Annotated in this window: 21 protein-coding genes; 8 read left to right on the top strand and 13 right to left on the bottom strand. The window is 72.2% G+C overall.

Annotation, left to right across the window (positions count from 1 at the left end; translation table 11 throughout):
- Together G5C62_RS15085 and G5C62_RS15080 are read left to right on the top strand one after the other, a co-directional pair.
- Positions 1 to 468: DDE-type integrase/transposase/recombinase (locus tag G5C62_RS15085; RefSeq protein ID WP_206330662.1), on the top strand; the 468-nt coding region annotated here is incomplete at its 5' end.
- Between the two features lie 21 nt (positions 469 to 489).
- Positions 490 to 1,272: a penicillin-binding transpeptidase domain-containing protein gene (locus G5C62_RS15080; protein ID WP_164701635.1), complete on the top strand. Its 783-nt coding sequence runs from the start codon at positions 490 to 492 to the stop codon at positions 1,270 to 1,272.
- 13 nt (positions 1,273 to 1,285) lie between these two features.
- Here the strand turns inward: G5C62_RS15080 and G5C62_RS15075 are convergent, their stop codons facing one another.
- The 4 genes from G5C62_RS15075 to G5C62_RS15055 form a co-directional block, all read right to left on the bottom strand.
- Positions 1,286 to 1,543, bottom strand: a complete 258-nt coding sequence (locus G5C62_RS15075) for an SUMF1/EgtB/PvdO family nonheme iron enzyme (protein WP_052091094.1) — start codon at positions 1,541 to 1,543, stop codon at positions 1,286 to 1,288.
- 482 nt (positions 1,544 to 2,025) lie between these two features.
- Complete coding sequence (locus G5C62_RS15065) at positions 2,026 to 2,271, bottom strand: hypothetical protein (protein ID WP_156119115.1); 246 nt, start codon at positions 2,269 to 2,271, stop codon at positions 2,026 to 2,028.
- A 458-nt stretch (positions 2,272 to 2,729) separates the two neighbouring features.
- On the bottom strand, positions 2,730 to 3,767 hold the full coding sequence (locus G5C62_RS15060; RefSeq protein WP_164701634.1) for a zinc-binding dehydrogenase: 1,038 nt from the start codon (positions 3,765 to 3,767) through the stop codon (positions 2,730 to 2,732).
- Between the two features lie 559 nt (positions 3,768 to 4,326).
- Positions 4,327 to 5,400, bottom strand: a complete 1,074-nt coding sequence (locus G5C62_RS15055) for an NAD(P)-dependent alcohol dehydrogenase (protein WP_241175916.1) — start codon at positions 5,398 to 5,400, stop codon at positions 4,327 to 4,329.
- 258 nt (positions 5,401 to 5,658) lie between these two features.
- On the opposite strand from G5C62_RS15055, the gene G5C62_RS28135 reads away from it, so the two are divergent.
- Together G5C62_RS28135 and G5C62_RS15050 are read left to right on the top strand one after the other, a co-directional pair.
- Positions 5,659 to 5,892, top strand: coding sequence for a hypothetical protein (locus G5C62_RS28135; RefSeq protein ID WP_241175915.1), 234 nt, complete (start codon positions 5,659 to 5,661; stop codon positions 5,890 to 5,892).
- Between the two features lie 316 nt (positions 5,893 to 6,208).
- Positions 6,209 to 6,736, top strand: coding sequence for a hypothetical protein (locus tag G5C62_RS15050; protein ID WP_052091092.1), 528 nt, complete (start codon positions 6,209 to 6,211; stop codon positions 6,734 to 6,736).
- A 367-nt stretch (positions 6,737 to 7,103) separates the two neighbouring features.
- On the opposite strand, the gene G5C62_RS15045 is transcribed toward G5C62_RS15050, so the two are convergent.
- Together G5C62_RS15045 and G5C62_RS15040 are read right to left on the bottom strand one after the other, a co-directional pair.
- Complete coding sequence (locus tag G5C62_RS15045; RefSeq protein WP_164701632.1) at positions 7,104 to 7,868, bottom strand: hypothetical protein; 765 nt, start codon at positions 7,866 to 7,868, stop codon at positions 7,104 to 7,106.
- Positions 7,865 to 8,476 carry a class I SAM-dependent methyltransferase gene (locus G5C62_RS15040; protein ID WP_206330661.1) on the bottom strand — a complete coding sequence of 204 codons (612 nt, stop codon included), beginning with the start codon at positions 8,474 to 8,476 and terminating at the stop codon, positions 7,865 to 7,867. Before G5C62_RS15040 ends, G5C62_RS15045 begins: the two co-directional genes overlap by 4 nt.
- A 197-nt stretch (positions 8,477 to 8,673) precedes the next feature.
- Here G5C62_RS15040 and G5C62_RS15035 point away from each other — a divergent pair, with 197 nt between their 5' ends.
- The 4 genes from G5C62_RS15035 (at position 8,674) to G5C62_RS15020 (ending at position 11,562) form a co-directional block, all read left to right on the top strand.
- Positions 8,674 to 9,600 carry a histidine kinase gene (locus G5C62_RS15035; RefSeq protein ID WP_164701631.1) on the top strand — a complete coding sequence of 309 codons (927 nt, stop codon included), beginning with the start codon at positions 8,674 to 8,676 and terminating at the stop codon, positions 9,598 to 9,600.
- Positions 9,573 to 9,953 carry a hypothetical protein gene (locus tag G5C62_RS15030; protein ID WP_164701630.1) on the top strand — a complete coding sequence of 127 codons (381 nt, stop codon included), beginning with the start codon at positions 9,573 to 9,575 and terminating at the stop codon, positions 9,951 to 9,953. Before G5C62_RS15035 ends, G5C62_RS15030 begins: the two co-directional genes overlap by 28 nt.
- A gap of 11 nt (positions 9,954 to 9,964) precedes the next feature.
- Entirely contained in the window at positions 9,965 to 10,621 is a 657-nt protein-coding gene (locus G5C62_RS15025; RefSeq protein ID WP_241175914.1) for a response regulator transcription factor, read from the top strand.
- Between the two features lie 587 nt (positions 10,622 to 11,208).
- A complete protein-coding gene (locus G5C62_RS15020) occupies positions 11,209 to 11,562 on the top strand; it encodes a hypothetical protein (protein WP_156119113.1) in 354 nt (117 codons plus the stop codon).
- On the opposite strand, the gene G5C62_RS15015 is transcribed toward G5C62_RS15020, so the two are convergent.
- From G5C62_RS15015 to G5C62_RS14985, 7 genes are read right to left on the bottom strand one after another with little or no spacing between them, the layout of a single operon-like run.
- Positions 11,500 to 11,886, bottom strand: a complete 387-nt coding sequence (locus G5C62_RS15015; RefSeq protein WP_206330660.1) for a tyrosine-type recombinase/integrase — start codon at positions 11,884 to 11,886, stop codon at positions 11,500 to 11,502. The two genes, G5C62_RS15020 and G5C62_RS15015, sit on opposite strands and share 63 nt — an antisense overlap.
- A 39-nt stretch (positions 11,887 to 11,925) precedes the next feature.
- Positions 11,926 to 12,675, bottom strand: coding sequence for an SDR family NAD(P)-dependent oxidoreductase (locus G5C62_RS15010; RefSeq protein WP_164701627.1), 750 nt, complete (start codon positions 12,673 to 12,675; stop codon positions 11,926 to 11,928).
- Positions 12,672 to 15,290, bottom strand: a complete 2,619-nt coding sequence (locus G5C62_RS15005; RefSeq protein ID WP_164701626.1) for an alpha-L-rhamnosidase — start codon at positions 15,288 to 15,290, stop codon at positions 12,672 to 12,674. Before G5C62_RS15005 ends, G5C62_RS15010 begins: the two co-directional genes overlap by 4 nt.
- On the bottom strand, positions 15,287 to 17,134 hold the full coding sequence (locus G5C62_RS15000) for a glycoside hydrolase family 3 protein (RefSeq protein ID WP_164701625.1): 1,848 nt from the start codon (positions 17,132 to 17,134) through the stop codon (positions 15,287 to 15,289). The genes G5C62_RS15005 and G5C62_RS15000 overlap by 4 nt, the downstream gene beginning before the upstream one ends.
- Positions 17,131 to 19,548, bottom strand: coding sequence for a glycoside hydrolase family 2 TIM barrel-domain containing protein (locus tag G5C62_RS14995; protein ID WP_164701624.1), 2,418 nt, complete (start codon positions 19,546 to 19,548; stop codon positions 17,131 to 17,133). Before G5C62_RS14995 ends, G5C62_RS15000 begins: the two co-directional genes overlap by 4 nt.
- Before the next feature lie 50 nt (positions 19,549 to 19,598).
- A complete protein-coding gene (locus G5C62_RS14990) occupies positions 19,599 to 21,143 on the bottom strand; it encodes a glycoside hydrolase family 43 protein (RefSeq protein WP_164701623.1) in 1,545 nt (514 codons plus the stop codon).
- The gene (locus G5C62_RS14985) at positions 21,140 to 23,608 is read right to left on the bottom strand and encodes a beta-glucosidase (RefSeq protein WP_036335495.1); all 2,469 of its coding nucleotides are present in this window, start codon (positions 23,606 to 23,608) and stop codon (positions 21,140 to 21,142) included. The genes G5C62_RS14990 and G5C62_RS14985 overlap by 4 nt, the downstream gene beginning before the upstream one ends.
- Positions 23,609 to 23,757: the final 149 nt, after the last annotated feature.

Here is a 23,757-nt window from a genome sequence, read left to right as displayed (position 1 = left end):
GTGCAGGGCTGGCTCTACCTGGCCTGCGTGACCGACGTGTTCAGTCGGATGGTGATCGGCTGGTCGATGGCCTCCCACCGCAAGACCGATCTGGTCGTCGATGCCGTGACGATGGCGGTGCACCGCCGCGGCGGCCGGGTGCCCGGCGTAATCCATCACAGCGACCGCGGCGGGGAGTACAGCTCGCACGCCCTGGAGCGGGAGCTTCGCCGCCACGGCGCACTGGCAAGCATGGGCAGCGTCGCGGACTGCTTCGATAACGCCCTGGCCGAGAGCGTGTTCGCCACGCTGGAGTGCGAGCTGTTCGACCAGCAGCCCGGCGGCCGGTTCGCGACCCGACGCGAGGCCAAGCTCGCCGTCTTCGACTACCTCGAGACCTTCTACAACCCGCGCCGACGCCACTCGGCCCTCGGCCAGATCGCGCCGGCGGCCTTCGAGGCACGGCACACTCTCACCACCGCGGCCTGAGCCTCAGACCGCAGGAACGAGGTGTCCACGCAAGCGGGTCAACTCCATACCTACGTCTCCCGCGTCTACCGCGACGGCCGCGACCCGTACGACGTCAGCAACTCCGGCGGGCAACCGACGACGCTGGACTTGGAGGGCGCGCTGATCCGTTCCTCGAACACCTATTTCCTGGCGCTGGAAGACGCGCTGGGCAGCGTCGAGGGACCGGTGCGCATGGCCGAGCGGATGGGCATGAACTTCGACCAGGCGAACCAGACCCCGGCCCAACAGATCATCGACGAGAACCGTGGCTCGTACACCTTCGGTGCCGAAGCCACCAGTCCCCTGGACCTGGCCAGTGCCTACTCGACGCTCGCCGCCAACGGCACCCAATGCGACCCCATCCCGGTCACGGCGATCACCGACCCGAACGGTGCGCCGGCGACGCTCCCCGACGGGACCAGGATCGACACGTCGGACGACTGCGTGGACTCCGCCGTCCCGGCGCGCGTTGCGGACACGTTGAACCAGATCCTCCGCCGGGACGTCGAGCCGGAATACCCTGGGCAGACTGGTGCGGGAGCGTACGTGCCCGGTCACCAGATCGCCGGTAAGACCGGGACCAGCCAGGACAACTTCTCCGCCACGTTCGTGGGCTACACACCGGAGTACGCCGCCAGTGTGATGGTGCTCAACCCCAAGGAGAACGAGAACGTCGGCGGCTTCGGCGGCGGCCGACCGGCGACGATCTGGAACGACGCCATGACGCCGATCCTGAACTCCGCTCCTCCGGTCGCCTTCCGGTCACCGGATCCACGGGCGTAGCGAGGGCGCCCGCTCAGTCAGTTCCGGTCTCGGGCTGGTCGGCCGTCCGCACCAGGCGGAAGCCGATGCTGATACCTCGGTAGTCGGGCGCGCAGCCGCGTCGGAAGGCGCTGCGCCAGTCGTCCGCCGTGACGTGCCAGCTGCCGCCGCGCACCACGCGCTCGGTTCCCCGGTCGGGGCCGGTCGGGTCGACGGACGGGCTGACGGGGTAGTAGGCCGGGTCGAAGAAGTCCTGAACCCACTCCCACGCGTTCCCGTGCCCGTCGTACAACCCTCACGGATTCGGCAGCTTGCTCCCGACCGGATGGGTGCCGCCCGAGGAAAAGTCCTCGCCGTACCAGGCGTGACGGTTGAGATCACCCTGGTCGTCGCCGAAGGAGTCGGCGGTGGTTGTTCCCGCGCATGCGGCGTACTCCTACTCGGCGTCGGTGGGCAGGCGGTAGCGACTGCCGTCCTCCAGCGCGTTGAGGCGGTCGAAGAAGGTCTGCGCGTCGTCCTACGACACCGTCGCGGGGTGATCCGGCCGGTGATCCGTTCAGCCATGCCGGGCAGGTCGTAGTACGGGTTCGAGCGGTCGAGCGAGTAGGGGGTGGAGCCCATGACGGCTTTCCACTGCTGCTGCGTCACCTCGGAGCGGCCCAGGTGGGACGGTCTGCTGATGGTCACCTCGTGCTGCGGCTTCTCGGTGCCGTCGGCCCGAGTGGCGTCGTCCGTCGAGCCCATGAGGGAGCGTCCCGTCCGCACGGGCACGAACTACGTGCGGACCCTGTTGGTGAAGGGGTTGCCGGGCGCCGACCCTTCCACGGGCGACGAAGGCTGCGCCGGCTCAGCCCGGGCCGACGTCGGGGCCGCTGCCCCCGCCTGTGCGCGGGAGTCGCGGTCGCGGTCGACGAGGATGAGACCGCCGGTGGCCACGAGCACCAGCGCGAGGCCGGCGCCCCACAGTGCTCCGGCGCGCGTCGGAACGGCGGGGCGACGTTCCGGGTCGTCGGTCGTCATGCTCTCCTAGCGTCGTCGGACGGAGGCTCGGGCTCCCGCGCGTCGACCCGACCGGGGTCGGTGCGAACGGCAGGAGCCGGGGCGAGGACCAGCGAACGCGCCGTGGCGTTCGCGTGGCAGTACGAGCCGTTCCAGGGACAGCCAGTGCCTCCCTCAGGGACGACGGAGCCCGCGTGCGGCTACCGCGGCCCTGTCAACGCGTCGGTGGACTGACCTGCTGGGCAGCACCGGCCTGGTCCTGTCGTCCGGCCGCGACTGGGCCCTCGTCCGCTGCACCGCCCCCGCCGGCGGGCTGGGGAGGGACCACCTGCGCGTCGGGATCTACGCCTCCGAGAGCATCGGATCCGCCGTCATCCGATCTGACAACGCAACCTCCGCCTCAGACCAGGCCGACCGCGACGACTGCTCCAACGCCCGGAGGACCGTCGCCGGGCGCCACGCGGCAGCTGTCCGCCACGTCAGCCAAGGTGGAGCACGACCTTGCCCTCGGCTTGACCGGAGGCGAGCCGCTCGAGGGCCGCATGGGCCTCGTCGAAGTCGTAGGAGCGGTCGATGATGGCGCGGATCCGCCCGTCGGTGACGGCGGGGAGGACCACCGGCGCCAGGGCGTCGAACAGGTCCCCCAGCACCGACGGTGGGGTCACACCGTAGGAGACGGAGCGCAGCCTGACATGGCGGCGGGCGAGAACGAACAGGTCGATGCTGGCTCGGGCGCCGCCGAGGCGCCCGACGCTGATCACCTCACCGCCATCGCACGCCGCTTCGAGGGCGTCGGCCAGGTGGTCCCCGCCGACGTGGTCGAGGACCACGTCGGCGCCGTCGCCGCCCGTGGCATCCCTCGTGCCGGCAGCCAGATCCTCGCGAGAGGTGACGACGATGGCGTCGGCGCCGACCCGCTCGAGGAGGGGGCGCTTGCCCGGCGAGCGGGTGGTGGCCACGACGGTCGCGGCTCCGAGGGCCTTGGCGACCTGCACCCCGATCAGGCCGAGGCCAGAGCTCGCGGCTGTGACCAGCACAGACGTCGCGGGTCCCACGGAGCCGAGTGTGAGAGCGCCGTGCTCGGTGGCCAACGCGGTGGGCAGAGTGGCCGCCTCGTCGAACGGAAGGGCTTCCGGCATGACGACGACGTGCCGGTGGTGAGCGACCACGACCTCTGCGAAGGCGCCGGCCGCGATGCCCATCACGCGGGCGCCGCGGAGGTGCGCGGGTGCGTCCGAGCCGACCTCCACCACCTCTCCGGCGAACTCGAAGCCTGCGATGTTCCCGTCGCCGGAGGCGGTGAGGTCGGCGTTGTTGAGCGATGCCGCACGAGTTCGGACCAGCACCTCGTCGGGGCCGGGTGCCGGGACTGGCCGGTTGGTCAGGATCAGGGGGGCGGCGTCAGTGCTCACGTAGGCACGCATGGTGCTGCTCACGTACTCCTCCATTGGAACGGGGATGGCGTGGTGGTGAAGGGCTGCTTGTAGGCGAGCGCCTGCCGGTGCGTCGTGGCTCACAGGGGTCCAGCGCAACCCCGCGATGTCATCCGCAGACAGGACCCACGGATGACGCTAGTTCGTGATCGGTTCAGCGTCACAGACGGCATGGGGCAGCACGAGTCGAGGATGGTGACGGCCGGGTTCAGTGCCGGCCTGGTTCCGTCGCCCGCACGCCCGAGCGCGGTGACCTCACGATGGTGCTGTTGCTCGTCCGCTCCCGAGCTTCCTCGGGGTGAGGGGAGCGGTGGCCTGCGGTGTCAGGGCCTGCGCTCGACCGATGGCGTCGGCCGTCGTCCCCAGGATCCGGCGGGGCGCTCCGCCGGCCACAGCGACCGACAGGGCTCCCACGTCGCCGAACGCCAGCACCGCCGCGACGCCAGCGTCTCGGGCCGACCGGGACGGACCGTGGGCCTCCGTCCCGGCCGTGACGCTCGCGCCCGACCCGAGCACCGCCCCGAGGACGATGGCCAGCTGGATGCGGACCGTTGTCGAGGGAGCGCGGTCGCCCGGCTCCTTCGCAGCGTGGCCGGGCCGGGGCGAGATGCGCCTGGTCACGGTTGGGTGTGCCTCGTCGCGGTCAGGCGCCCGCTGTGCGCAGGGTGGCGTTGTCGATGACGAAACGGAAGCGGACGTCCTTGGCCACCATCTGGTCGTAGGCCTCGTTGCTCTGCTGGACTGGGATGACCTGGACGTCGGCGGTGATGCCGTGCTCGGCGCAGAAGTCGAGTACCTCCTGCGTCTCGGCGACGCTTCCGATCAGCGACCCGCCGACGGTGATGCGCCGCGTGGACACCTCGGCGAAGTCGATCCCGGCGGGTGGCGTGGGCTCGAGCATGCCGACCGTGATGAGAGTGCCGCCGGTCCTCACCATCGACACGTAGGGGTTCATGTCGAAGGGCGTCGGGATGGTGGAGAGCAGGAAGTCGAGGGACGCGGCGTGTGCTTCGGCGTCCTCCTCGTCGCTCATCACGACGACCTCGTCGGCGCCGAGGCGCAGGATCTCGTCCTTCTTGTCCGGGGTGGTGGTGAGGGCGATGACCTTCTCGGCGCCGCGTGCCTTGGCCAGCTGGATGGCCATGTGACCGAGGCCGCCGACGCCGGCGACACCGACCACCTGGCCGGTTCCGACGTTCCAGCGCCGCAGCGGTGACCAGGTGGTCACCCCGGCGCACAGCAGCGGTGCGGCCTTCTCCAGCGGCAGGGAGTCGGGGATGCGCAGGACGAAGTGCTCGTTGACCACGATCTGGTCGGAGTAGCCGCCGAAGGTCATCTCGCCGGTTCGGGGGTCGGGTGCGTTGTAGGTGAAGACCGCCGGTGGGTTCTGGTACTGCTCGTCGGTGCCGCCGCGCTGGTCCTCAGCGCCCCAATAGACCAGGCAGCCCACGCCGACCCGGTCGCCGATGGAGTGCTGGGTGACGGCGGAGCCGGTCTCGGCGACGATGCCCACGATCTCGTGGCCGGGCATGCAGGGGAAGGTGGTGGCCAGGGCGCCGTCGAACTCGTCGCGGGCCTGGTGGACGTCGGAGTGGCAGACGCCGCAGTAGCGGATGTCGATCAGCACGTCCTCGGGTCCGACCGGTGAACGGTCGAACTTCAGCGGGGCGAGCGGGCTGCTGGCGTCGGGGGTGGCGTAGCCGATGTTCGCGGGCACGGTGGCTCCTGTCGGTGAGGGTCCGCGAGGGACCGGGGACGCCGAGAGGCCAGGAGTGCGGGCGTCGTCGCACCGGCACGACCACGGACGGTTGAAGTCATCCCCGGCGGCGCTCCGGTCACACGGCAGGTGGGGGGCACTGTCAGTGCCGGGATCGGCACGACCCCCTGGCGCAGCATCGGCCCACGGCCACGCGGTCTTCAACCGGACCCCGTGTACCGAGCTCGACGTCTCCGCCGTTACCCTGCGGACCCAGTTGTGGCCGACGTTGACCTGGCCCTGGCCACCGTCGACGGACAACTCTCTGCCGGTGCCAGAGCGGGTGGCATCAAGTGCGAGCAGGACGACGGCGTTGCCGATGTGCTCCGGCTGACCGATGCGACTCACCGCGATCTCCTCGACGACCCGCTCCAGGTATGCGGCCGCCCCTTCGACTCCCGTCTCTTTCGTGATGAACGTGTTGACGATGTTCCAGGCGCCTCCGCCCACTAGCGGCAGAGCTGACTGCACGGCGAAGATCGTGTCCTTGCCGCCGTGCCTGAAGCTCCTGTCCGGCGTCCGTCCTGCGGTCGGCGCGTCGCTTCTTCTCGGTCTTTGCGGCTGCAGCTACTGGCTCGTGTATCGAGGGCTGCGTGCTTCACCGGGCAGGGGACTGGATCGGCGTTCCGTGCGTTGGAGTGGTGTCGAGCACGGTGAGCAGGGAAGCGGGTGCGGGTTGGCGGGTCGTGGCGAAGACGCCGGCGCGAGGGTGGTTCTGCCATGGCGCTCGTGGTTCGCGTCCACCCTGGTTGCCCTGTCGCTTCTCGGGGTGATCTTCCTGGTCGTTGACCACGGGTCCGCCGAGCGCTCGCGCTCGGCGGAGTGCTCGGTGGCCGAGCCCGGGGTGCGGGTCGACCTGGCCGACGTGCCGGGCGGGCCGGTCGCCGGGTACCGCGGTGAGCAGCTGGTCAACGCGGCCTCGATCGTCAACGCCGGGCAGGCGCTGGGGCTGGACACCTGCGCGCAGACGATCGGTGTGATGACCGCGATGGGGGAGTCCTCGCTGCGGGTCCTCGACCGCGGTGACGCCGTCGGGCCCGACTCCCGCGGGCTGTTCCAGCAGCGGGCCAACGGCGCCTGGGGCTCGTACGCCGACCGGATGGACCCCGCCACGAGCGCTACGAACTTCTTCCAGGCGCTGCAGCGGGTGCCCGACTGGCAGGCGCTGCAGCCGACGATCGCTGCGCACCGGACTCAGCGCAACGCTGATCCGTACCACTACGAGCGGTTCTGGGGCGCCGCCGTCGAGGTGGTCACCGCCCTGGCTGGCCGGCCGGTCACCGGCCCTAGTACGTAGCGCAGGCCGTCCACAGCACACCCCGACTCGTCGATGCCGCCGTCCCGGCCCTGGCAGGCAGGCCGGGGCTGCCGGTGGAGTCGCCGGCGGGACGGGGCGGTCAGCAGTGGAGGACTGCCGAGCGCACGGTCTCAAACACGGCCGCATCGTTCCCTCGAGGGGCGGCGGTACGCCAGACGTCCAGGTGGTCAGGTCGGGTGCTCTCTTCTGGATGGCGCGGGGACGACGGGGCCTTACAGGTGTCGCAGATTCGGGCGCCTGGACGTGGCACCTTCGACGAGACGCAACTGAGCAGCTTCGAGCGTGCGCGGCGACCGCCATCAACTCTTTCAGACGGTCAGCGGATGAACGGCCGGCAGTCCGTTTGTCAGGCGCGTCCGGGCAGCGCCGCCCGGGGTGCGGCGACGAGGTCGTCCGTGGTCGTCGTTGACCGCGGTCCCCCCGCCTGACGATGTCGCCCAGTCCGCTCGGCAGGCAGTGCCTCGACGCCGGACAGCGCCCGCGCAACCCGCGGAGGGAACGGCGGTGTCGCGCGACGACGGGCCAGGATCAGCGTGGCGGCGACGACGACCGGGACGCCGACCACCGCGAAGGCGATGCGGAGGTACGGCAGGGCGGCCGCAGCGAGCGCTCCTGCCGTGACCAGCGACGATGACCAGACGAGCGCGGCAGGCAGCGTCCCGCGGAGCGTGGTGGTCAGGGGCACTCCGGCCTGCGCCATGATGCGGGGGGCCAGCGTGCGGCCGCCGGCGACGAACTGGGCGGTGACCGCTGTCCGGACCGGTCGTCGGCCGACGGCCTCGACCCACGTCGCGCACAGACGGTCGGCCACCGATGCGGCCCAGGCGGGGAGAAGCCGGCCGAGCACCCACGACCCCGGCAGGAGCGAGCGTGCACCTTGGCGGGCCGCTGTGCGGTGTCCCAGAGCCGCGCCGAGAACGGTCGCCCCGGCGGCGATGAGCGCGGCGGCGGGAACGGGGATCGAGCCTGCCCCCGCCAGCACGCCCAGCCCGAGCACCAGCGACGCCGAGGGCATCACCACGCCGACGAGGAGACCCGCCTCCACGACGAGCAGCACGGCGATCAGCGCGAGAGCGGCTGCCGCGGGCACGTCCCCGAGCCAGGTGCTCATCGGGTGTCTGACTCGGGGACGTCTACCCACCGGGGCTCGGTGGCCGTATACACGACGGCCGGAGGCAGGTTGCCCCACACCGTGGTCGACAGCTCGACGTATCCGAAGAACCGCTGGAGCTCCCGGTGCTGCCGCCGGCCGGGCGGGGCCCAGCGGCTCCAGCTGTAGGTGAACTGGATGTAGGCGCCCGACGGCGCTAGGTTCGAGGCGATGTCGGCGACCAGGTCGGTGCCGGCGGACCCGGCGAAGGCCTGCCACGGGAGGCCGCTGACCACGAGATCGGCCCCGACCAGGCCGCGGTCGGCCAAGGCGCGGGAGAGGGAGGACGCCGGCCCATGGACCAGGTCGATGCAGGGAAACCGAGTGGCCAGATGGTCGGCCACAGTGTCGTTTAATTCGATGCCGAGGTAGCAGATGTCCGGCCTCGCGTCGTGCAGCGCGGCGGTGAAGGAGCCCGTGCCCGGGCCGAGTTCGACGACGACCGGGGGATCCTGCGCGTCCCGGGCTGACCGCTGGAGGGGTTCGATCATGCGGGCGGCGAGGGCCCGGGAACTCGGCATCACCGACGCGGTGCGCAGCGGTGCCCGGACGAACTCCTGGAGGAACACCCAGGGTGCTCACGGAGCCTCCGTCGAGAAATGGCGTGGTGGGGAGTGGCCTTCTACGTTTCCGACAGATCCGGATCCAGCCTCACCCGAGCAGCCGGACCTTGCGGCCGGCGCGCCGGGCCCACTCGTGTCTTCGACCTGCCGGCGTCCCCCTTTGGCAGGAGGGCGCCGGTCGTCGGACGCCTAGAATTTGTGCGGTGAATCCCGTCCGCTCGGAGCGCCTGGTGACCGGCCGCTGGGCGGCCGTCCGCTTCGCGGGTCCCCTGGTCGGCGTCGGCTGCCTCCTGACGGCGGGCAGCAGCGTTGCGACGGAGCGGGACTGGGTGCTCGCCATGGTCGCCGGCGTGCTGACCGTGCTCGGCGCACGTGCGCCGGCCACCGTCGCGGTAGCGCAAGCCGCTCTCCTGGCGGGCGCGGAGGTCTGGGCGGTCGCGCCGCCGATGCCGGTGAAGATACTGGCCACGGTGGCCCTGTTCGAGGTGTCGGTGCGCAGGCCGCCCCGGCTGGCGCTGGCCTGTGCGACCGCCCTGGCCGCCGTGTACGTCTGGCTCCTGGGGATCAACGATGCGTCGTTGGACCTCCTGGCGCACCGCATCACGTTCGTCGTCGTGGCGCCTCTGCTGCTCGGCGCACTGCTGCGGTCGGTGGCCGAGACCCTCCGTCAGTCGCGCGCCGCGGCAAGGGCGGCGGAGGAACGGCGGCTCGAGAGCGAGCGCGCCGTGCGACTGGCGGAGCGGACCGACATTGCGCGTGAGGTGCACGATCTGGTGGGCCACCACGTCGCCTCGATCGCACTGCGGACCGCCGTCGCCCGCGAGGTCATCTCCGACCTCGATCCACGGGTGGTCACCGTCCTCGACGAGGTCCACGAAGCGGCGACCCTCGCACTGGGTGACCTGCGTGAGCTGGTCACCGTGCTGCGTGACCCGACAGCCGGTGCACAGCCGGGCGGCCCCTGGCACAGAACCTGGTCGACCCTGCGGATCTTCCCGTCCTGGTGCAGTCGGTCTTCGACCGCACCTCGGCTGCGGGGCTCGCGGTCGAGGGAACTGTCGATGCGGCCGTCGCCCAGGTCGACGCCGTCCGCGCGCTCACGGTGCTCCGCATCGTTCAGGAAGGCCTGACCAACGTCACCAAGCATGCGCGACCGGGCGCTCGCACCGTCGCCCAGGTCGACGTCCGGGACCGTGCCGTCCACGTCCTGGTCACCGACGACGGTGGCGGAGGTACCGGCAACGCACCCGAGTTGGCTTACCTCGGCTCACCGCCGGGTCACGGCCTCACGGGGCTGGGTGAGCGCGTCGGCCTGCTCGGCGGCACCGTGTCCGCCGGTCCCGTCGGTTCCGGCTGGCGGCTGGCTGTCGAGCTGCCACTGGACGGCGACACGGCGAGTGCTTCGCTGGTGCGCGCGCTCGAGGAGCCGACGGCGGCCGACGCGCACCGTCCGTCTCCGGCGACTGCGTCCGCGCCCCGGTGATCCGCGTCCTATTGGTCGACGACCAGGACCTCATCCGGGCCGGCCTGCGGATGCTGTGCGAGGCGCAGCCGGACATCGAGGTCGTCGGTGAGGCACGGACGGGCAGCGAGGCGGTCCGGCTGGCCGACGAGTTCGTCCCGGACGTCGTCCTCATGGACCTGCGGATGCCTGGCATGGGCGGCACCACCGCCACGCAGCTGATTCTGCAGGCCCGACCGACGAGCCGAATCGGCGTGGTCACCACCTTCGATGACGACGATCACCTCTATCCGGCGCTGGCGGCCGGGGCTTGCGGATTCCTCACCAAGGACGCGGCACCGAAAGACCTGCTCGCTGCCGTTCGACGGGCGGCAGCGGGGGAGAACGCCTACAGCCCCCAGGTCCTGCGCCGCCTCATAGACTGCGCCGTCCGCTCCCGGACGAGCGCCACACCGCTGAGCGCCGCGCTGCCGGAATTGTCCGAGCGCGAACGCGACGCGCTCGGCTGCCTGGGGCTCGGACTGACCAACCTGGAGATCGCCGCGCGCCTGCACATCGGAGTGACGACCGTGAAGACGCACGTGGCCAACCTGATGGAGCGGACCGGCAGTCCCAACCGCGTGCACCTGGCGATCCTGGCGGTTCGGCAAAACCTGGTGCCCGAGGCGGACCCGCACACCGCTGACTGACGCGGCCGCCACCGCGTGAACGTCCTCGACGAACGCCCGCATTCCAGGTGATCGCGGCAGTCGTTGACGGGCGCCCCGGTGATGAACTCTTCATCACCCCGAAGTCCGACAAATCCAGTGGCACGGTGACGGTATCGTCGAAGGAGTCGGCCACACAGGCCACGTGGCCTGTCGAATTGGCCGCGGTCAGTGCGGTCGTGAAGGCGTCGGTGGCGCTACCGCCGCTGGCGATCGACACGGTGTCGACCGGCTCACCGCCGGTCAGGGGGCAGCACGGGCAGCGACGTCCCCTTCCTCGTAGTCGACGACGTCGGTGGCGCCGTAACGACGCGCGAGCTCTACGGTTCGAGGGCGCGAGCCATCGCGATGATCCGTCCGGCGCCACGCAGGGCGGCCCCGGCCACACCCCCATGCGGCCAACCGGTCCGATGCCCAGCACCAGCACGGTCTCGCCGAACTGCACCTCTATGTGCGCTTCACGCTGGAGAAGCCCGTCGCAGCCATGTCGGGCGCCGTCGCGGCCCGTTACGCAGCTCCGTCCGTCGCTGACTCCAACAGGAAGGCGCAGGATGGCGCGAGCAACTGTCATGGACGGCGCCGTCGACGTCCGCGTGGAGAACTCGCCCGATCCGAAGGTCGAGCAGTCAACCGACGCGCTGGTCCGCGTCGTCCGTGCCTGTGTCCGCGGCTCTGGCCTGTACCGCTGCCACGCCATGCCCGCCGCTGAGCAGGGCACTCCGATGGGCGACGTGTTCATCGGCGTGGTCGCGGAGGTCGGCTCGGAATCCGACACGTCCAGCGCGGCGACTCCGTCACTGCGCCCTTCGCCTGGTTCGACAACACCTGCCAGTTACGCCTGCTCGACGATCTCGATGTACTCATGGCCGATGGGGGTCGACTGCAAGACCTCTCGCTGCTGTGCCGGCGTGACGTGGCTGTAGATGGTCCGCGGTGATCGCATACGACGAGTGCCCCAGGTGCTCCTGCATGACCTTGGTGTGCGTGCCCGCAGCCAGGAGCAGGCTGGCCGCGGTGTGCCGGAGTGTGTGGAGGCTGACCCCCGGCAAGCCCGCCCTTCGGGCGAGTTGCTCGAACCGGCGCAGGACGTTTCGCGGCTCCAGGGGAGTGCCTATCTCGGTGGTGAAGACGAGCCCCTGTTCCACCCAGCTGCCACCGGTCGCCCGCCGCTCCTGCTGCTGGCGTCCTGTCCCGGGTTTAGTGGAGGCTCCATCAGACCCGGCGCGGGACAGTCGTTGACCACTCATGGCGACCGCCGACCGCGCGGGCCGGTAGTTCGTCGTGGCTTAGAGCGTTGTCATCCCGCCGTCCACGGCGAACGTGCCCCCTGTGGCGAACGTCGACTCATCGCTGGCGAGGAACACGTAGACGCCCTCGAGGTCGGCCACGGTGCCGGGCCGGCCCATCGGGATGCGCCCGACGATGGCCGCCCGGGCGGCGGGGTCGGTCGCGATGGTGCTGACCAGGCCGGTCTCGGTGTAGGGCGGCACCACCGTGTTGACCCGGATGCTGCGGTCGGCGTAGGCGGCGGCGACCGTGCGACCGAGCCCGTGCATGCCGGCCTTGGACGAGGCGTACGCAATGAAGTCGCGCCCCTCGCCACGCACGGCGGTCGGGCTGCCGGTGAGCACGATCGACCCGCCGCCGATCGTCAGCATCCCGCGAACGGCATGCTTCATCGACAGGAACGCTCCGGTCAGGTTCACCTCGTGGGTGCGGCGCCACACGTCGAGGTCGAGGTCGGCGATCTCGGCGTCCTGGCCGAACAGCTGCACCCCGGCGTTGACCACGACCACGTCGGGCACCCAGCCGTCGGCGGCGAGCGCGGCGAAGCCGGCCACGACAGCCGACTCGTCGGTGACGTCCATCGGCACCGCCCGGGCGGTCGCGGCGGTGGCCGCCGCCTGGGCACCGGCAGTGTCCCGGTCGGAGGCCACCCGGGCTCCCTCGGCGACGAACCGGTCGGCGACGGCCCGGCCGATGCCGGCCGCGGCGCCGGTCACGAGGGCAGTCCTACCGGTGAGGCGGCCGGTCACGTATTTGCTCCCTGGGTGAGGACGACCGAGTGGTGCCCGGAGCCGAGCTCGGCGACCGGTTCTGCGGAGGACCAGCCGGCCGGGGTGGTGAAACGGCCGGTGGTGCCCGGCGGCAGCTCGACGTCGACGGTCAGGACCGGGCCGGTGAGCGACCAGCCCACCGATGCCCGGCCGTACTCGGTCTCGATGGCCGCCGACGCCCGGGCGAGCCCACCGCCGGGCTGGGGGGCGATCCGGATCTCGCGGTAGCCGGGCGCGGCCGGTGCGAGCCCGGCGACGGACTCGTAGAGCCAGGAGGCCACCGCCCCGTAGGCATAGTGGTTGAACGATGACATCGCCGACCCGTCGGCCATGTCGCCGGGGTGCACCGTGCCGTCGGGGAGGATGCCGTCCCAGCGCTCCCAGGTGGTGGTCGCACCGTGCCCGACCTGGTAGAGCCAGCCCGGGCAGTCCTCGTTCAGCAGCAGCTGGTAGGCCGCCCCCAGGTGGCCGGTCGCCGTCAGCGCGGGCAGCACGAACGGCGTCCCGAGGAAGCCGGTGCCGACCCGGCCGCCGTTGGCCCGCACCAGCGCGGCCAGCGCCTCCCCGACACCGGCCCGCTCCTGGGCCGGGGCGAGACCGAACTCGATGGCCAGCGCGCAGCCGGTCTGGGTGGTGCGGGCGTGCTCGGCCCACTTCCCCCAGGCCGCCCGCGCGACCCGGTCGCCCAGGGCGGCGTACCGCTGTGCGCCCTCGTCGGCCCCCAGTTCCCGGCAGGCCTGGGCCAGCAGCCTGGCGCTGTGCGCGACGAAGGCGGTCGCGACGTAGTCGGAGTCGGTGATCGACCGGAACGGCTGCTCCGGCGGCGCGTTGGGGTCCAGCCAGTCGCCGAGCTGCATGTACCCGCTCCAGGTGCCGTCCTCGCCCAGCAGCCCGGCGACGTAGTCGACCCAGCGCTGCATCAGCCGGAAGTGGCGGCGCAGCAGGTCGCGTGAGCCGGCGGCGCGGAACAGGGCGGTGGGGACGACGGTGGCCGCATCGGCCCAGCCCGCGGCTCCATCGGCCTTCGGCAGCGGCGCGGGGAACTCGAAACTTAGACAGTCGGGGACCACCATCGGCACCCCACCGCTGGGCCGCTGTTCGAGGCCGACATCGGTGAGCCAGCTGTCCAGGAAGGCCCGGCTGTCGAAGTTGGCCGCCGCGGTCGGCGCGAAGGCCATGATGTCGCCGGTCCACCCCAGCCGCTCGTCCCGCTGTGGGCAGTCGGTCGGGATGGACAGGAAGTTGTCCCGCTGGGACCAGATTACGTTGGAGAACAGCTGGTCCACCCGGGGATCGGAGCAGCTGAACTCGCCGGTGCGCCGCAGGTCGCTCGCGACGACGGCGACCTCGACCCGGTCCACGGTCACCTCCGGTGCGGCCTCGATCTCGGCGTACCGGAAACCGTGGAAGGTGAACTCCGGCTCGAGCTCCACGGTGCCGCCGGCCAGCACGTAGCTGTCGGTGGCCCGGGCCGAGCGCAGCAGCGTGGTGATCAGCCGACCCCGCTCATCCAGCACCTCGGCATGCCGTACGGTCACCCGGGCACCGGCCGGGCCGGTCACCCGCAGCCGCAGCCAGCCGGTCAGGTTCTGCCCGGTATCCACCGACAGGATCCCGTCGGGCAGCGGCGTCACCGCCGGCTCGATCACCTCCAGCACGCGCACCGGCGGATGGGCGCGCTGACCCAGCCCCTCCGGCAGGGGCAGGGTGTCCACCGCCTCCCAGCCGGTGTCGTCGAAGCCTGCGGAGTGCCAGCCGGCCGGCTCCGCGCGCAGGTCGACATCGCACCCGTCGTAGAGGTCGGCAGCCCGGACGGCGCCGTACCCGCCGCGCCAGCTCGCGTCCGTGCCGACGATGACCGTGCTGCCGTCGGCGCAGGTCACCTCCAGCTGGGCGAGGAGCGCCAAGGCGTCGCCGTAGAAGTTGCGCACGCCCTCCCAGCCGAGGTTGCCGCGGTACCAGCCGTCACCGACCGCGGCGCTGAGCACATTGCGGCCGGCCTGCAGCAGGGCGGTGACGTCGTGCGTCGCGTACAGCAGCCGGCCAGGGTAGCTGGTCCAGCCCGGCTCCAGCAGCTCGTCGCCGACCGAGCGGTCGTTCAGCGAGGTCCGGTGCACGCCGAGCGCGGTGACGTACAGCCGCGCCGACACCGGCTCGGCCGTCAGCTCGAACTCCCGCCGGACCAGCGGCACCGGCCCTGCCTCGGCCCGCCCGCGGTCACTGGGCACGGTCACCGGCCGGGCGGTCCAGTCGGCGTCGAGCAGGAGCGCGGCCTCCACGCGGGCGGGCCGGCTCCACGCCGTCCACCCGGCGTCGGTCCGGACGCGGACTCGCCAAAAGGCCACCTGGCGGCTGACCAGCGGCGGAGCCGGCCAGTCATGATCAACGACCACGTTGGAGTGCACCTCGCCGCTGGACTTCGGGTCGGTGAACCCCGGGTCGGCGGCCACCTGCACCTCGTAGCCGCGCTGCAGCACGCCCGGCCGGTCGGCGGCCAGCGACCAGGACAGCCGGGGCTGCGCACTCGCGGTGGCGACGAGGCCGGCGTCGTCGGCGGTCCGCAGCCGGACGACGGTGACGGTCGAATCGGTCACTGCTCCGGGTGTCCCTGCAGATCGAAGCCGTGCCCGTGGGGGTACAGCGGATCGGCGGTGTCCGATGGCACGTCGGAGCGGCTGGCCCGCACGGCGTCCATGGAGCGGGGGAGCTCGAACGGCAGCCGCCCGCACGGGGCGATGCGGCCGGTGAGCGCGTCGAGCAGTGCGGCGTCGGAGGTGCCGAAGGTGGCGGTGAGCGCGGCGACCACCCCGTCGAACGGGGTGAGGACGGCAGGCCGGTCCAGCATGACGTCCAGGACCATGGGCACCCGGGCGACCAGCGCGGTGATGCGCTCGACCACCTCGGCGGGGAAGTCCAGGGACCCCTGGTGGAACATGGCCTCCAGGAAGTACTCGTCCCGCGGCTCGAACGGTGCCTGCAGCCGGACGACGGCCAGATCGGCCGAGCCCGGGTCGTCGACGACCTCCCCGTACCCGGCTGCTACCGCCGGGTCGATGCCGTCCAGGTAGAGCCGTCCGCCCGGCGGGAACGGCAGGACCGCGTCGTTGCCCAGCACGGTGACCGACTCGGCCTGCGCGCGGTGCCCGGCGGCGCGGAACTCCGCGGCCCCGACCACGCGCTCGGCCTCGTCCTCGTCGACGTAGGGGTCGTCGAACAGGCCGAGGGAGAACTTCACCAGCAGCAGGCGGCGCACCGCATCGTCGATCCGCGCCTCCTCCACCCGGCCGCTGGTCACCAGCTCCAGCACCAGATCGGTACGCGTCTCGCCACCGAACTGGTCGGCGCCGGCGTCCAGGATCCGGGCCGCTCGCTCCAGCGGGGACAGGTGCTCCACGCCCCAGGCGCGGGCCGGGAGGGGCTTGCCGAAGACCTCGACGTCGGTGAGCAGGCCCCAGTCGGTGAGCACGACGCCGTCGTAGCCGAGCTCCTCGCGCAGCAGGTCGGTGATGATCCGCCGGTTGAAGCTGAACGCGACCTCCTCGACCGGCTCCCCGTCCAGGTGCAGCCCGACGGGCATCCCGTAGTACGGCATCATCCCGCTGGTCCCGGCCGCGATCGCCGCGCGGAACGGCTCCAGGTGCTCGGCGAACCGGCCGCCCGGGTACACCTGCTCCCGGCCGTAGGGGAAGTGCGGGTCCTCGCCGTTGAGCTGCGGGCCCCCGCCGGGGAAGTGCTTGGTCGTGCAGGCCACGCTGTCCGGCCCGAGCCGCTCGCCCTGCATGCCCTGCAGGTAGGCGGCGACGAACGCCGACGCGGTTCCGGCGCCCTGCCCGAAGGCCTGCGCCTGGCGGCCCCACCGCGGCTCGGTCGCCAGGTCGACCTGCGGGTGCAGCGCGGCCCGCAGCCCCAGCGCCAGGTATTCGCGGCGTACCACATCGGCGAACTCGCGGACCCGCTCGGCGCTGCCGATCGCGGCCAGGCCCAGGCCCTCGGGCCACTGGGACAGAGACCCGGCCTCGAAGGAGACGCCGCTGTTCTCGGTGAACGAGTGCCGCGGGTCGGTGGAGAAGGTGACCGGGATCCCGTGTGGGGTCTGCTCGGCCAGCTCCTGCACCGCGTTCACCCAGCGCGACGTCTCCCGCGGCGAGGGCAGCGCGTGCACGTTGAGGTGGTTGATCAGCCGTTCGCCGACCAGCTCCCGGGGCGAGTAGGGGCTGATCCCGGCCGGCACGTCGTGTGCGCCCGGGTCGCCCACGCCGATGATCGTGTGGAACAGCAGGCCGGCCTTCTCGGCCAGCGACAGCCGCGGGACCAGGTCGGCCACCCGCTCCTCGGCCGACAGCCGCGCGTCCTCGTAGGGTGCCATCACCCCGTCGCCGTCCAGGTCGCGGAAGCGGATCCCCTCGGGGGAGACCGCCGTTCGTCGGTTGGTGCTCATCGGGCCTCCAGTCGGACGGTCACCGGGGCACACCCGGGAGCGGTCGCGGTCACGGTGATCTCTCCGGACCCGGTGGGCCGGACGACGGCCAGCGCGCGGCCGTCGAAGGTGGTGTGCACGTCATCGAGGTAGGACTCCTCGGTCCCCGGCGCGGCGCTGCCCAGGCCCTGCAGCACGGCAGGCCCGGCGACGGCGACCGTCAGCTCCCGGTCGGTGCCGAGGACGACGGTGCCGGCGGCGTCGGTGATCGACAGGTCGACGAAGGCCAGGTCCGTGTCGTCGGCGCGGATGACGTCCCGGTCGGCGGTCGCGGTGAGGTGCATGGGGCCGGTCGCCGACCGCAGGGTGGTGCGCCCGGTCTCCTTGCCGCCCGTGCGGGCCACCGCGGTCAGTTCGCCGGGGGTGTACGTGACCTGGAAGGTGGCCCGGAAGCGGCACTCCTGCCCAGCCGGGGCGGTGCCCAGCGACCGGCCGTCCTGCAGCAGCTCCACCTCGTCGGCGTCGCTGTAGACCTCGACGGTGACCGGACGGCCCTCCGCGCCGGTCCAGCTCCAGCTGCCCACGGTGTCGGTCCACGACCACGGGGAGAGCACCTGCTCCCGGCCGTGCCGCTCGGGACGCTCGACGGCGAGGTAGGGCTCGCGGCGCAGGCGGAAGACGATCTCCCGGTAGTACGACGCGGGCCGGCGCTGCCCGGTGATGTCGATGTCGCCGCACCAGGCGGCCAGCCACGGCCAGGGCGCGGCCAACTGCGCCGCGGCGGGGTCCTCGGCGTCGGACACCCGCCCGATGCCCGCCTCGCCGAGGTAGTCCCACCCGGTCCAGGTGAAGTCGCCGATGACGTGCGACAGGTCCTGTACCTGGCGCCAGAGCCGGTCGATCTGCGCCGGGAAGGTCTCGCTGCCGACGATGACCCGGTTCGGATAGCGCTCGCGGTCGGCCTCGTAGCGGGAGTCCATGTAGTTCATCCCGGCCACGTCCAGCACCCCGAAGGTCTCGGCGGTCGCGTTGCCCACCGCCTCCGACGCCGCGATGGACGTCATGAGATCGCCCATCGTGGCCATCATCGTGTTGATCCCGACCTCGTCGGCGGACGGCAGGGCCATCGTCTCCGGATCGAACGGGGTGCTCAGCGTGCCGTTGACGCCGTTGGTCACCAGCCGGGTGGGGTCCAGCTCCCGCACCCGCTCGGCCAGCCGCCGCGACCACAACGCGCCGGCCGGCCGGCCCACCTCGGGGATCTCGTTGCCGATCGAGTACATGATCACGCTGGGGTGGTTGACGTCCTTGCGGACCAGCGCCGCCAGGTCACGCTCCCACTCGTGCGAGAAGGTGAGTGCGGCGTCGAAGTCGGTCTTGCCCTGGGTCCAGACGTCGGTGAGCTCGTCCATGACCAGGACGCCGAGCCGGTCGCAGGCTTCGAGCATCGCCCGGCTCATCGGGTTGTGCGCGCTGCGCAGCGCGTTGAAGCCCGCGTGCTTGAGCAGCTCGACCCGGCGCTCGTCGGCGCGGTCGATTGCGGCGGCGCCGAGCACGCCGTTGTCGGAGTGGATGCAGGCGCCGCGCAGCAGCACCGGCTCCCCGTTGATCCGCAGCCCACGGTGCGGGTCGACGGAGACGCTGCGGATGCCGAAGGAGACGGTGTCGTCGTCGATCCGCTCGTCGCCGTCGACGAGCGCGACGGCGGCGGTGTACAGCGCGGGGGAGTCCGGTTCCCACAGCGCCGGTTCCCGCACCGCGATCCGCTGGCGCACGACCGCGGGCTCACCGGGCAGCACGCTGACCGGGACCCGGTCGGTGCCCACCACGGTGCCGGCGGCGTCGCGCAGCTGCGTGCCGACGGTGACCGTGCGCAGTCCGCGGCCGTCGTTCTCGATGGTCGTCGCCACCTCGACCAGCGCCAGGTCACCTTCGACGTCCGGGGTGGTGACCCGGACGCCGTCCAGGGCGATGTGCAGTAGCGGGCCGACGACGAGGTGGACCGGGCGGTGGACACCGGCACCCGCGTACCAGCGGGAGTCGGCGTGCGCCCGGCACTCGACGCGGATCTCGTTGGCCTGACCGGGCCGCAGGTGGCCATCCAGCGGCACGGCGAAACCGGTGTAGCCCGCAGCCTGCTGCGCGACCAGCGCGCCGTTGAGGTAGACGCTCGCCGAACGGTAGACGCCCTCGAAGTCCAGCAGCACCGTGCGGTCCCGCCACTGCACGGGTGCCGCCAGCGTCGTCCGGTACTCGTACGTGCCGCCGGGGGTGTAGCCGGAGGCCGCGCCGTGCTCCGGCCCCCGCTGCCGCCCCAGCGTGGCGTCGTGCGGGAGGGTGACCGTCTCCCAGGGCGGGGCGCCGCCGGTGAGCTCGGCGAACGGGTTGGCCTTCGGCCGGGTCTGCCAGCCTGCGGTGAACGGGGTCCGGCGCATGCGGGTACGAGCTCCTCGGGGTGGTGCGGGCAGGACGGGGAGGCGCCGGCTCAGCCGGCGCCCACCTCGCCGGGGCGGTACTGGGTGTCCTCTTCCGAGCCGCGGTAGCGGTAGTCCGCGAAGGTCGCCGTCCCCTCGGTGGCGTAGAGGCCCACCACCCGGCCGGTGAAGGACGCGCAGGTCTCCGCCGTCCAGAACCGGCCGTCCAGCTCGGTCAGCTGCACCTCGCCGCCGCCGGCGGCGGCGACCAGACGGATGCGGTCGCCGCCCATGGCTTCGACGGTGAACCCGCGCGCCGGCGGCCGGGTCTCGATCCGCAGCTCGACCTCCCCGGCGGGCAGGGTGGCCGTCCAGTCCTGGGCGAGGCCCGGGACCCGAGCCCGGGCGGTGACGGTGCTGCCGCCGCCGTGGGTGCGGGCCTCCAGGCCGTACCAGGAGTGCTCGTCGTAGCGGGCGGCGAGCCCACCGGTGCCGGCGGAGACGTCGACCCGGGTGGCGACGGTCGAGGTCAGGTGTCGCTGCCGTCGGCCGACGAACCGGGGGTGGGTGTCGGCGAGGGTGCTGTCGTCGCCGGTGATGGCCAACCGGCCGCCGGTGACCATGGCGACGTCGGCCGGCAGCCTGCGGACGGAGAGCCAGCCCGGATCGCTCAAATCGGTGGTGGCGAAGTCGAACACCGTCTCCTCGACCTCGGCGCGGGGCGCCAGCTCCACCGGCTCGGGCTGCGGCCAGCCATCGACCCAGGCGACGTCGGTGATGAAGGTCTCCCGGCCCAGCGGCGAGAACGCCACCGTGCCGCCGAGCGGCCGCATGCCCAACAGCACCAGCGCGGTACCGCCGTCCGGGGTCTGGATCAGGTCGCCGTGGCCGGTGTTCTGGATCGGCCGGGGCGTGCTCCGGGCGCTGAGCACCGGGTTGGCCGGGTGACCCTCGAAGGGGCCCTCCGGGGACCGGCCGCGCGCGACGCCCACGCCGTGCCCGCGCTCGGTGCCGCCCTCGGCGATGACCAGGTACCACCAGTCCCCGCGGCGGTGCAGGTGCGGTGCCTCCGGAAACTTCAGCCCGGTGCCCGACCACAGGTCCCGCGGCTCCTCCAGTGCCTTGCCCGCGGTCAGATCGACCCGCACCTGCTGCACTCCCCGGTGCTTGCCGAGGTCGGGGCCGGCCAGCACCAGCCCGGAGTAGGTGACGTAGGCGGTGTCGTCGTCGTCCCAGGCGAGGTCCGGGTCGATGCCGTCGACGCCCTCGAGCGTGGTGCCGTCGTCCCATGGCCCGGCCGGGTCGGTGGCGGTGTAGACCGCGCAGCCCTTGGGGCTGCCGGGGACGGTGACGATCACGTGGAAGGTGCCCTCGCGGTACCGGATGGTCGGTGCCCAGACGCCCAGGCCCGTGGGCACCTCGCCGATCAGCAGCTGCTCGGGGCGGGTGGCCACGTTGCCGACCTGGGTCCACTCGACCAGGTCGGTGCTGCGGTACACCGGGATGCCCGGCAGGTACTCGAAGGTCGAGGTGACCAGGTACCAGGCGTCGTCGGCGAGGACGATGCTGGGGTCGGGGTTGAAGCCGGGGACCAGCGGGTTGGGACCCCGGGTCACGCGGTGACCTCGAGGGTCGCCTCCAGCGGCAGGTCGACCGCGGTGGTGCCCACCCGCAGCCGGTACGAGCCCAGCTCGTACTGCCAGCCCTCGGCCCAGTACGCCAGGTACCGGGTGGGCACGGCTACGTCGACCCGCGCAATCTGCCCGGCCGGCACGCGGACCGGAGCGGAGCCGACCAGCCAGCGCACCGGGCGGTCCACCGTCGAGTCCGCCTTCTCGGCGTAGACCTGCACGACCTGCTTGCCGTCGCGCTCGCCGCGGTTGGCCACCTCGACGTCCAGCGTCACGACTTCGCCGGGCAGCGCGGAAGCCGGTCCCTCGACGCCGGTGAGTTCGATCTGGGTGTAGCCCTGGCCGCTGCCGATCCAGTAGGCCGGCGTGGTGCCGGCCTTGAGCCAGGCGCGGTAACCGATGTGGATGCCCTCGCTGTACTCCACGACCCCGTCGAGCGGGGCGCAGGACAGGACGGGGACGTCGGCCTCGGCCGCGGGCCAGGTGGTGGGCAGCCGGCCGCCGGGCTCGGAGACGCCGAGCAGCACGTCGGCGACGGCGTTGCCGAACTCCTGACCGCCGAACCAGCCCAGCAGCAGTGCTGCGACATCGTCCCGCCACGGCATGAGGACCGGAGCACCGGCGTTGACCAGCACCACCGTGCGGGGGTTGGCGGCCACGACGGCGCGGACCAGGTCGTCCTGCCGGCCGGGCAGGGACAACGACTCCCGGTCGTAGCCCTCGGACTCGACGATCGAGTTGGTGCCGACGACGACGAGCGCGACGTCGGCCACGGCGGCGGCCTGCGCGGCCTCGGCGATGAGGGCGTCCTCGTCCAGCTCGGCCGGCTCGGTCCCCAGCTGCAGGAACAGGGCGTGCGCGGCCATGCCCTCCTTGGCGGTCAGGTCGAGCACCAGCCGGACGTCGACCGGCCGGCCGGCGGTCAGCTGGACCTGCGCGGAGGCGGTGAGCGGGTTCATGAACGCCGCGCCCAGATCGGTGCCGTTGGGCTGGAGGTCGGACTCCACCAGCAGCTCGCCGTCGACGTAGAGCTGGGCTGCGCCGATCAGCGCGAAGCCCAGCCGCACCGTCTGCGACTGCGCCGGGGTCAGCCGGGTGCTCAGCTCGTAGGTCGCCGAGTCGGCGATGGGGGCGTCGCCGCCGAAGTAGACCAGCATGCTCTTGCGGCGGTCCTCGCCGAACAACTCGGTGCCCTTGGCGTCCAGGAAGCGGGCCCGCAGCCCCGGTTCGCCGGTGACCGGATTGGTCATCTCCGCCAGCGGCAGCTCCACCAGCCCGTCCTGCACCACCGCGCCGACGGAGTAGCTGACCTCGGCGCCCGGCAGCGCCGCGCGCACCCCCTCCAGCGGGGAGACGGTGTACTCGGGCAGCACGGTGGCGCTGCCGCCGCCCTGGGTGCGGGCGGCGGAGGCATTGTTGCCGATGACCGCCACCTTCCGCAGCGTGCCGGCGTCCCACGGCAGCTCTGGGTTCCCGGAGACACTGCGGTTCTCCAGCAGCACGGTGCCCTCGACGGCCGCCTCACGGGCCAGGGCCACGCCGTCCTCCACCAGGACCGGCTCGCGGGACTCCGAGCCCTTGAGCGCACCCACCCGCTGCGCGAGAGTGAGGATCCGCAGCACCTTGCGATCCACGATCGCCTCGTCGATCTCGCCGGCGCGCACCGCATCGACCAGCGCCTGGCCCCACGGGCCGTCCGGGCCGGGCATGACGAGGTCCTGGGAGACCCGGGCGCTGTCCAGGCTGCGCACCGCCGTCCAGTCGCTGATGACCACGCCGTCGAAGCCCCACTCGCTGTTCAGCGGGGTCTCCAGCAGCTCGTTTTCGGTGGCGGTGGCGCCGTTGACCGAGTTGTAGGCGCTCATCACCAGCCAGGCGCGCGCCTCGGTGATCGCCTTCTCGAACGCCAGCAGGTACAGCTCGCGCAGCGTGCGCTCGTCGGCCCGGACGTCGGCGGTGAAGCGGTCGGTCTCGAAGTCGTTGGCCACGTAGTGCTTGGGGGTGGCGCCGACGCCGTTGTCCTGCACGCCGGTGACGTAGGCGGCGGCAAGCTCGGCGGTGAGCACCGGGTCCTCGCTGAAGCACTCGAAGTGCCGGCCGCCCAGCGGGGACCGGTGCAGGTTGATGGTCGGGCCGAGCACGACGTCCACGCCCTTGCGCCGGGCCTCGACCGCGGCGGCGGCGCCGTAGCGGCGGGCGATGTCGGGGTCCCAGGCCGAGGCCAGGGCGGTGGCCGAGGGCAGGTTCAGCGAAGGGTCCCGCTCGTCCCAGACCTCACCGCGGACGCCGGAGGGGCCGTCGGAGACCAGGATGCGGCGCAGGCCGATCTCCTCGATCGGCCAGGTGCTCCAGAAGTTCCGGCCGGTCAGGAGCTGGACCTTCTGCTCCAGGGTCAGGGTCGCCAGTGCCTCGGTGAGGCAGGTGTCGGTGGGTGCGGCGGTGTCGGTCATGGGTCCGTTCTCTGCAGCGCGGGCGGGTGGCCCTCGGCATCAGCCGCGCCGAGGCCAAGGGGCGTGCACTGGACCTGCTCGACCGGGTCGACATCACCGATCCGCAGCGGACCTTCGCGGCCTATCCGCACGAGATCTCCGGCGGCATG

The organism is Modestobacter sp. KNN46-3, assembly GCF_011039295.1.
The sequence above is the reverse complement of the archived record's forward strand: the minus strand, read 5'-3'. Positions and strand labels throughout refer to the sequence as shown.

Coding starts and splice junctions, on each gene's coding strand:
- G5C62_RS15065 (WP_156119115.1), bottom strand. CDS start 2,271: ATGACGACCGACGACCCGGAACGTCGCCCCGCCGTTCCGACGCGCGCC.
- G5C62_RS15045 (WP_164701632.1), bottom strand. CDS start 7,868: ATGAGCACCTGGCTCGGGGACGTGCCCGCGGCAGCCGCTCTCGCGCTG.
- G5C62_RS15020 (WP_156119113.1), top strand. CDS start 11,209: ATGGACGGCGCCGTCGACGTCCGCGTGGAGAACTCGCCCGATCCGAAG.
- G5C62_RS15015 (WP_206330660.1), bottom strand. CDS start 11,886: ATGAGTGGTCAACGACTGTCCCGCGCCGGGTCTGATGGAGCCTCCACT.
- G5C62_RS15000 (WP_164701625.1), bottom strand. CDS start 17,134: ATGAGCACCAACCGACGAACGGCGGTCTCCCCCGAGGGGATCCGCTTC.
- G5C62_RS14995 (WP_164701624.1), bottom strand. CDS start 19,548: ATGCGCCGGACCCCGTTCACCGCAGGCTGGCAGACCCGGCCGAAGGCC.
- G5C62_RS14985 (WP_036335495.1), bottom strand. CDS start 23,608: ATGACCGACACCGCCGCACCCACCGACACCTGCCTCACCGAGGCACTG.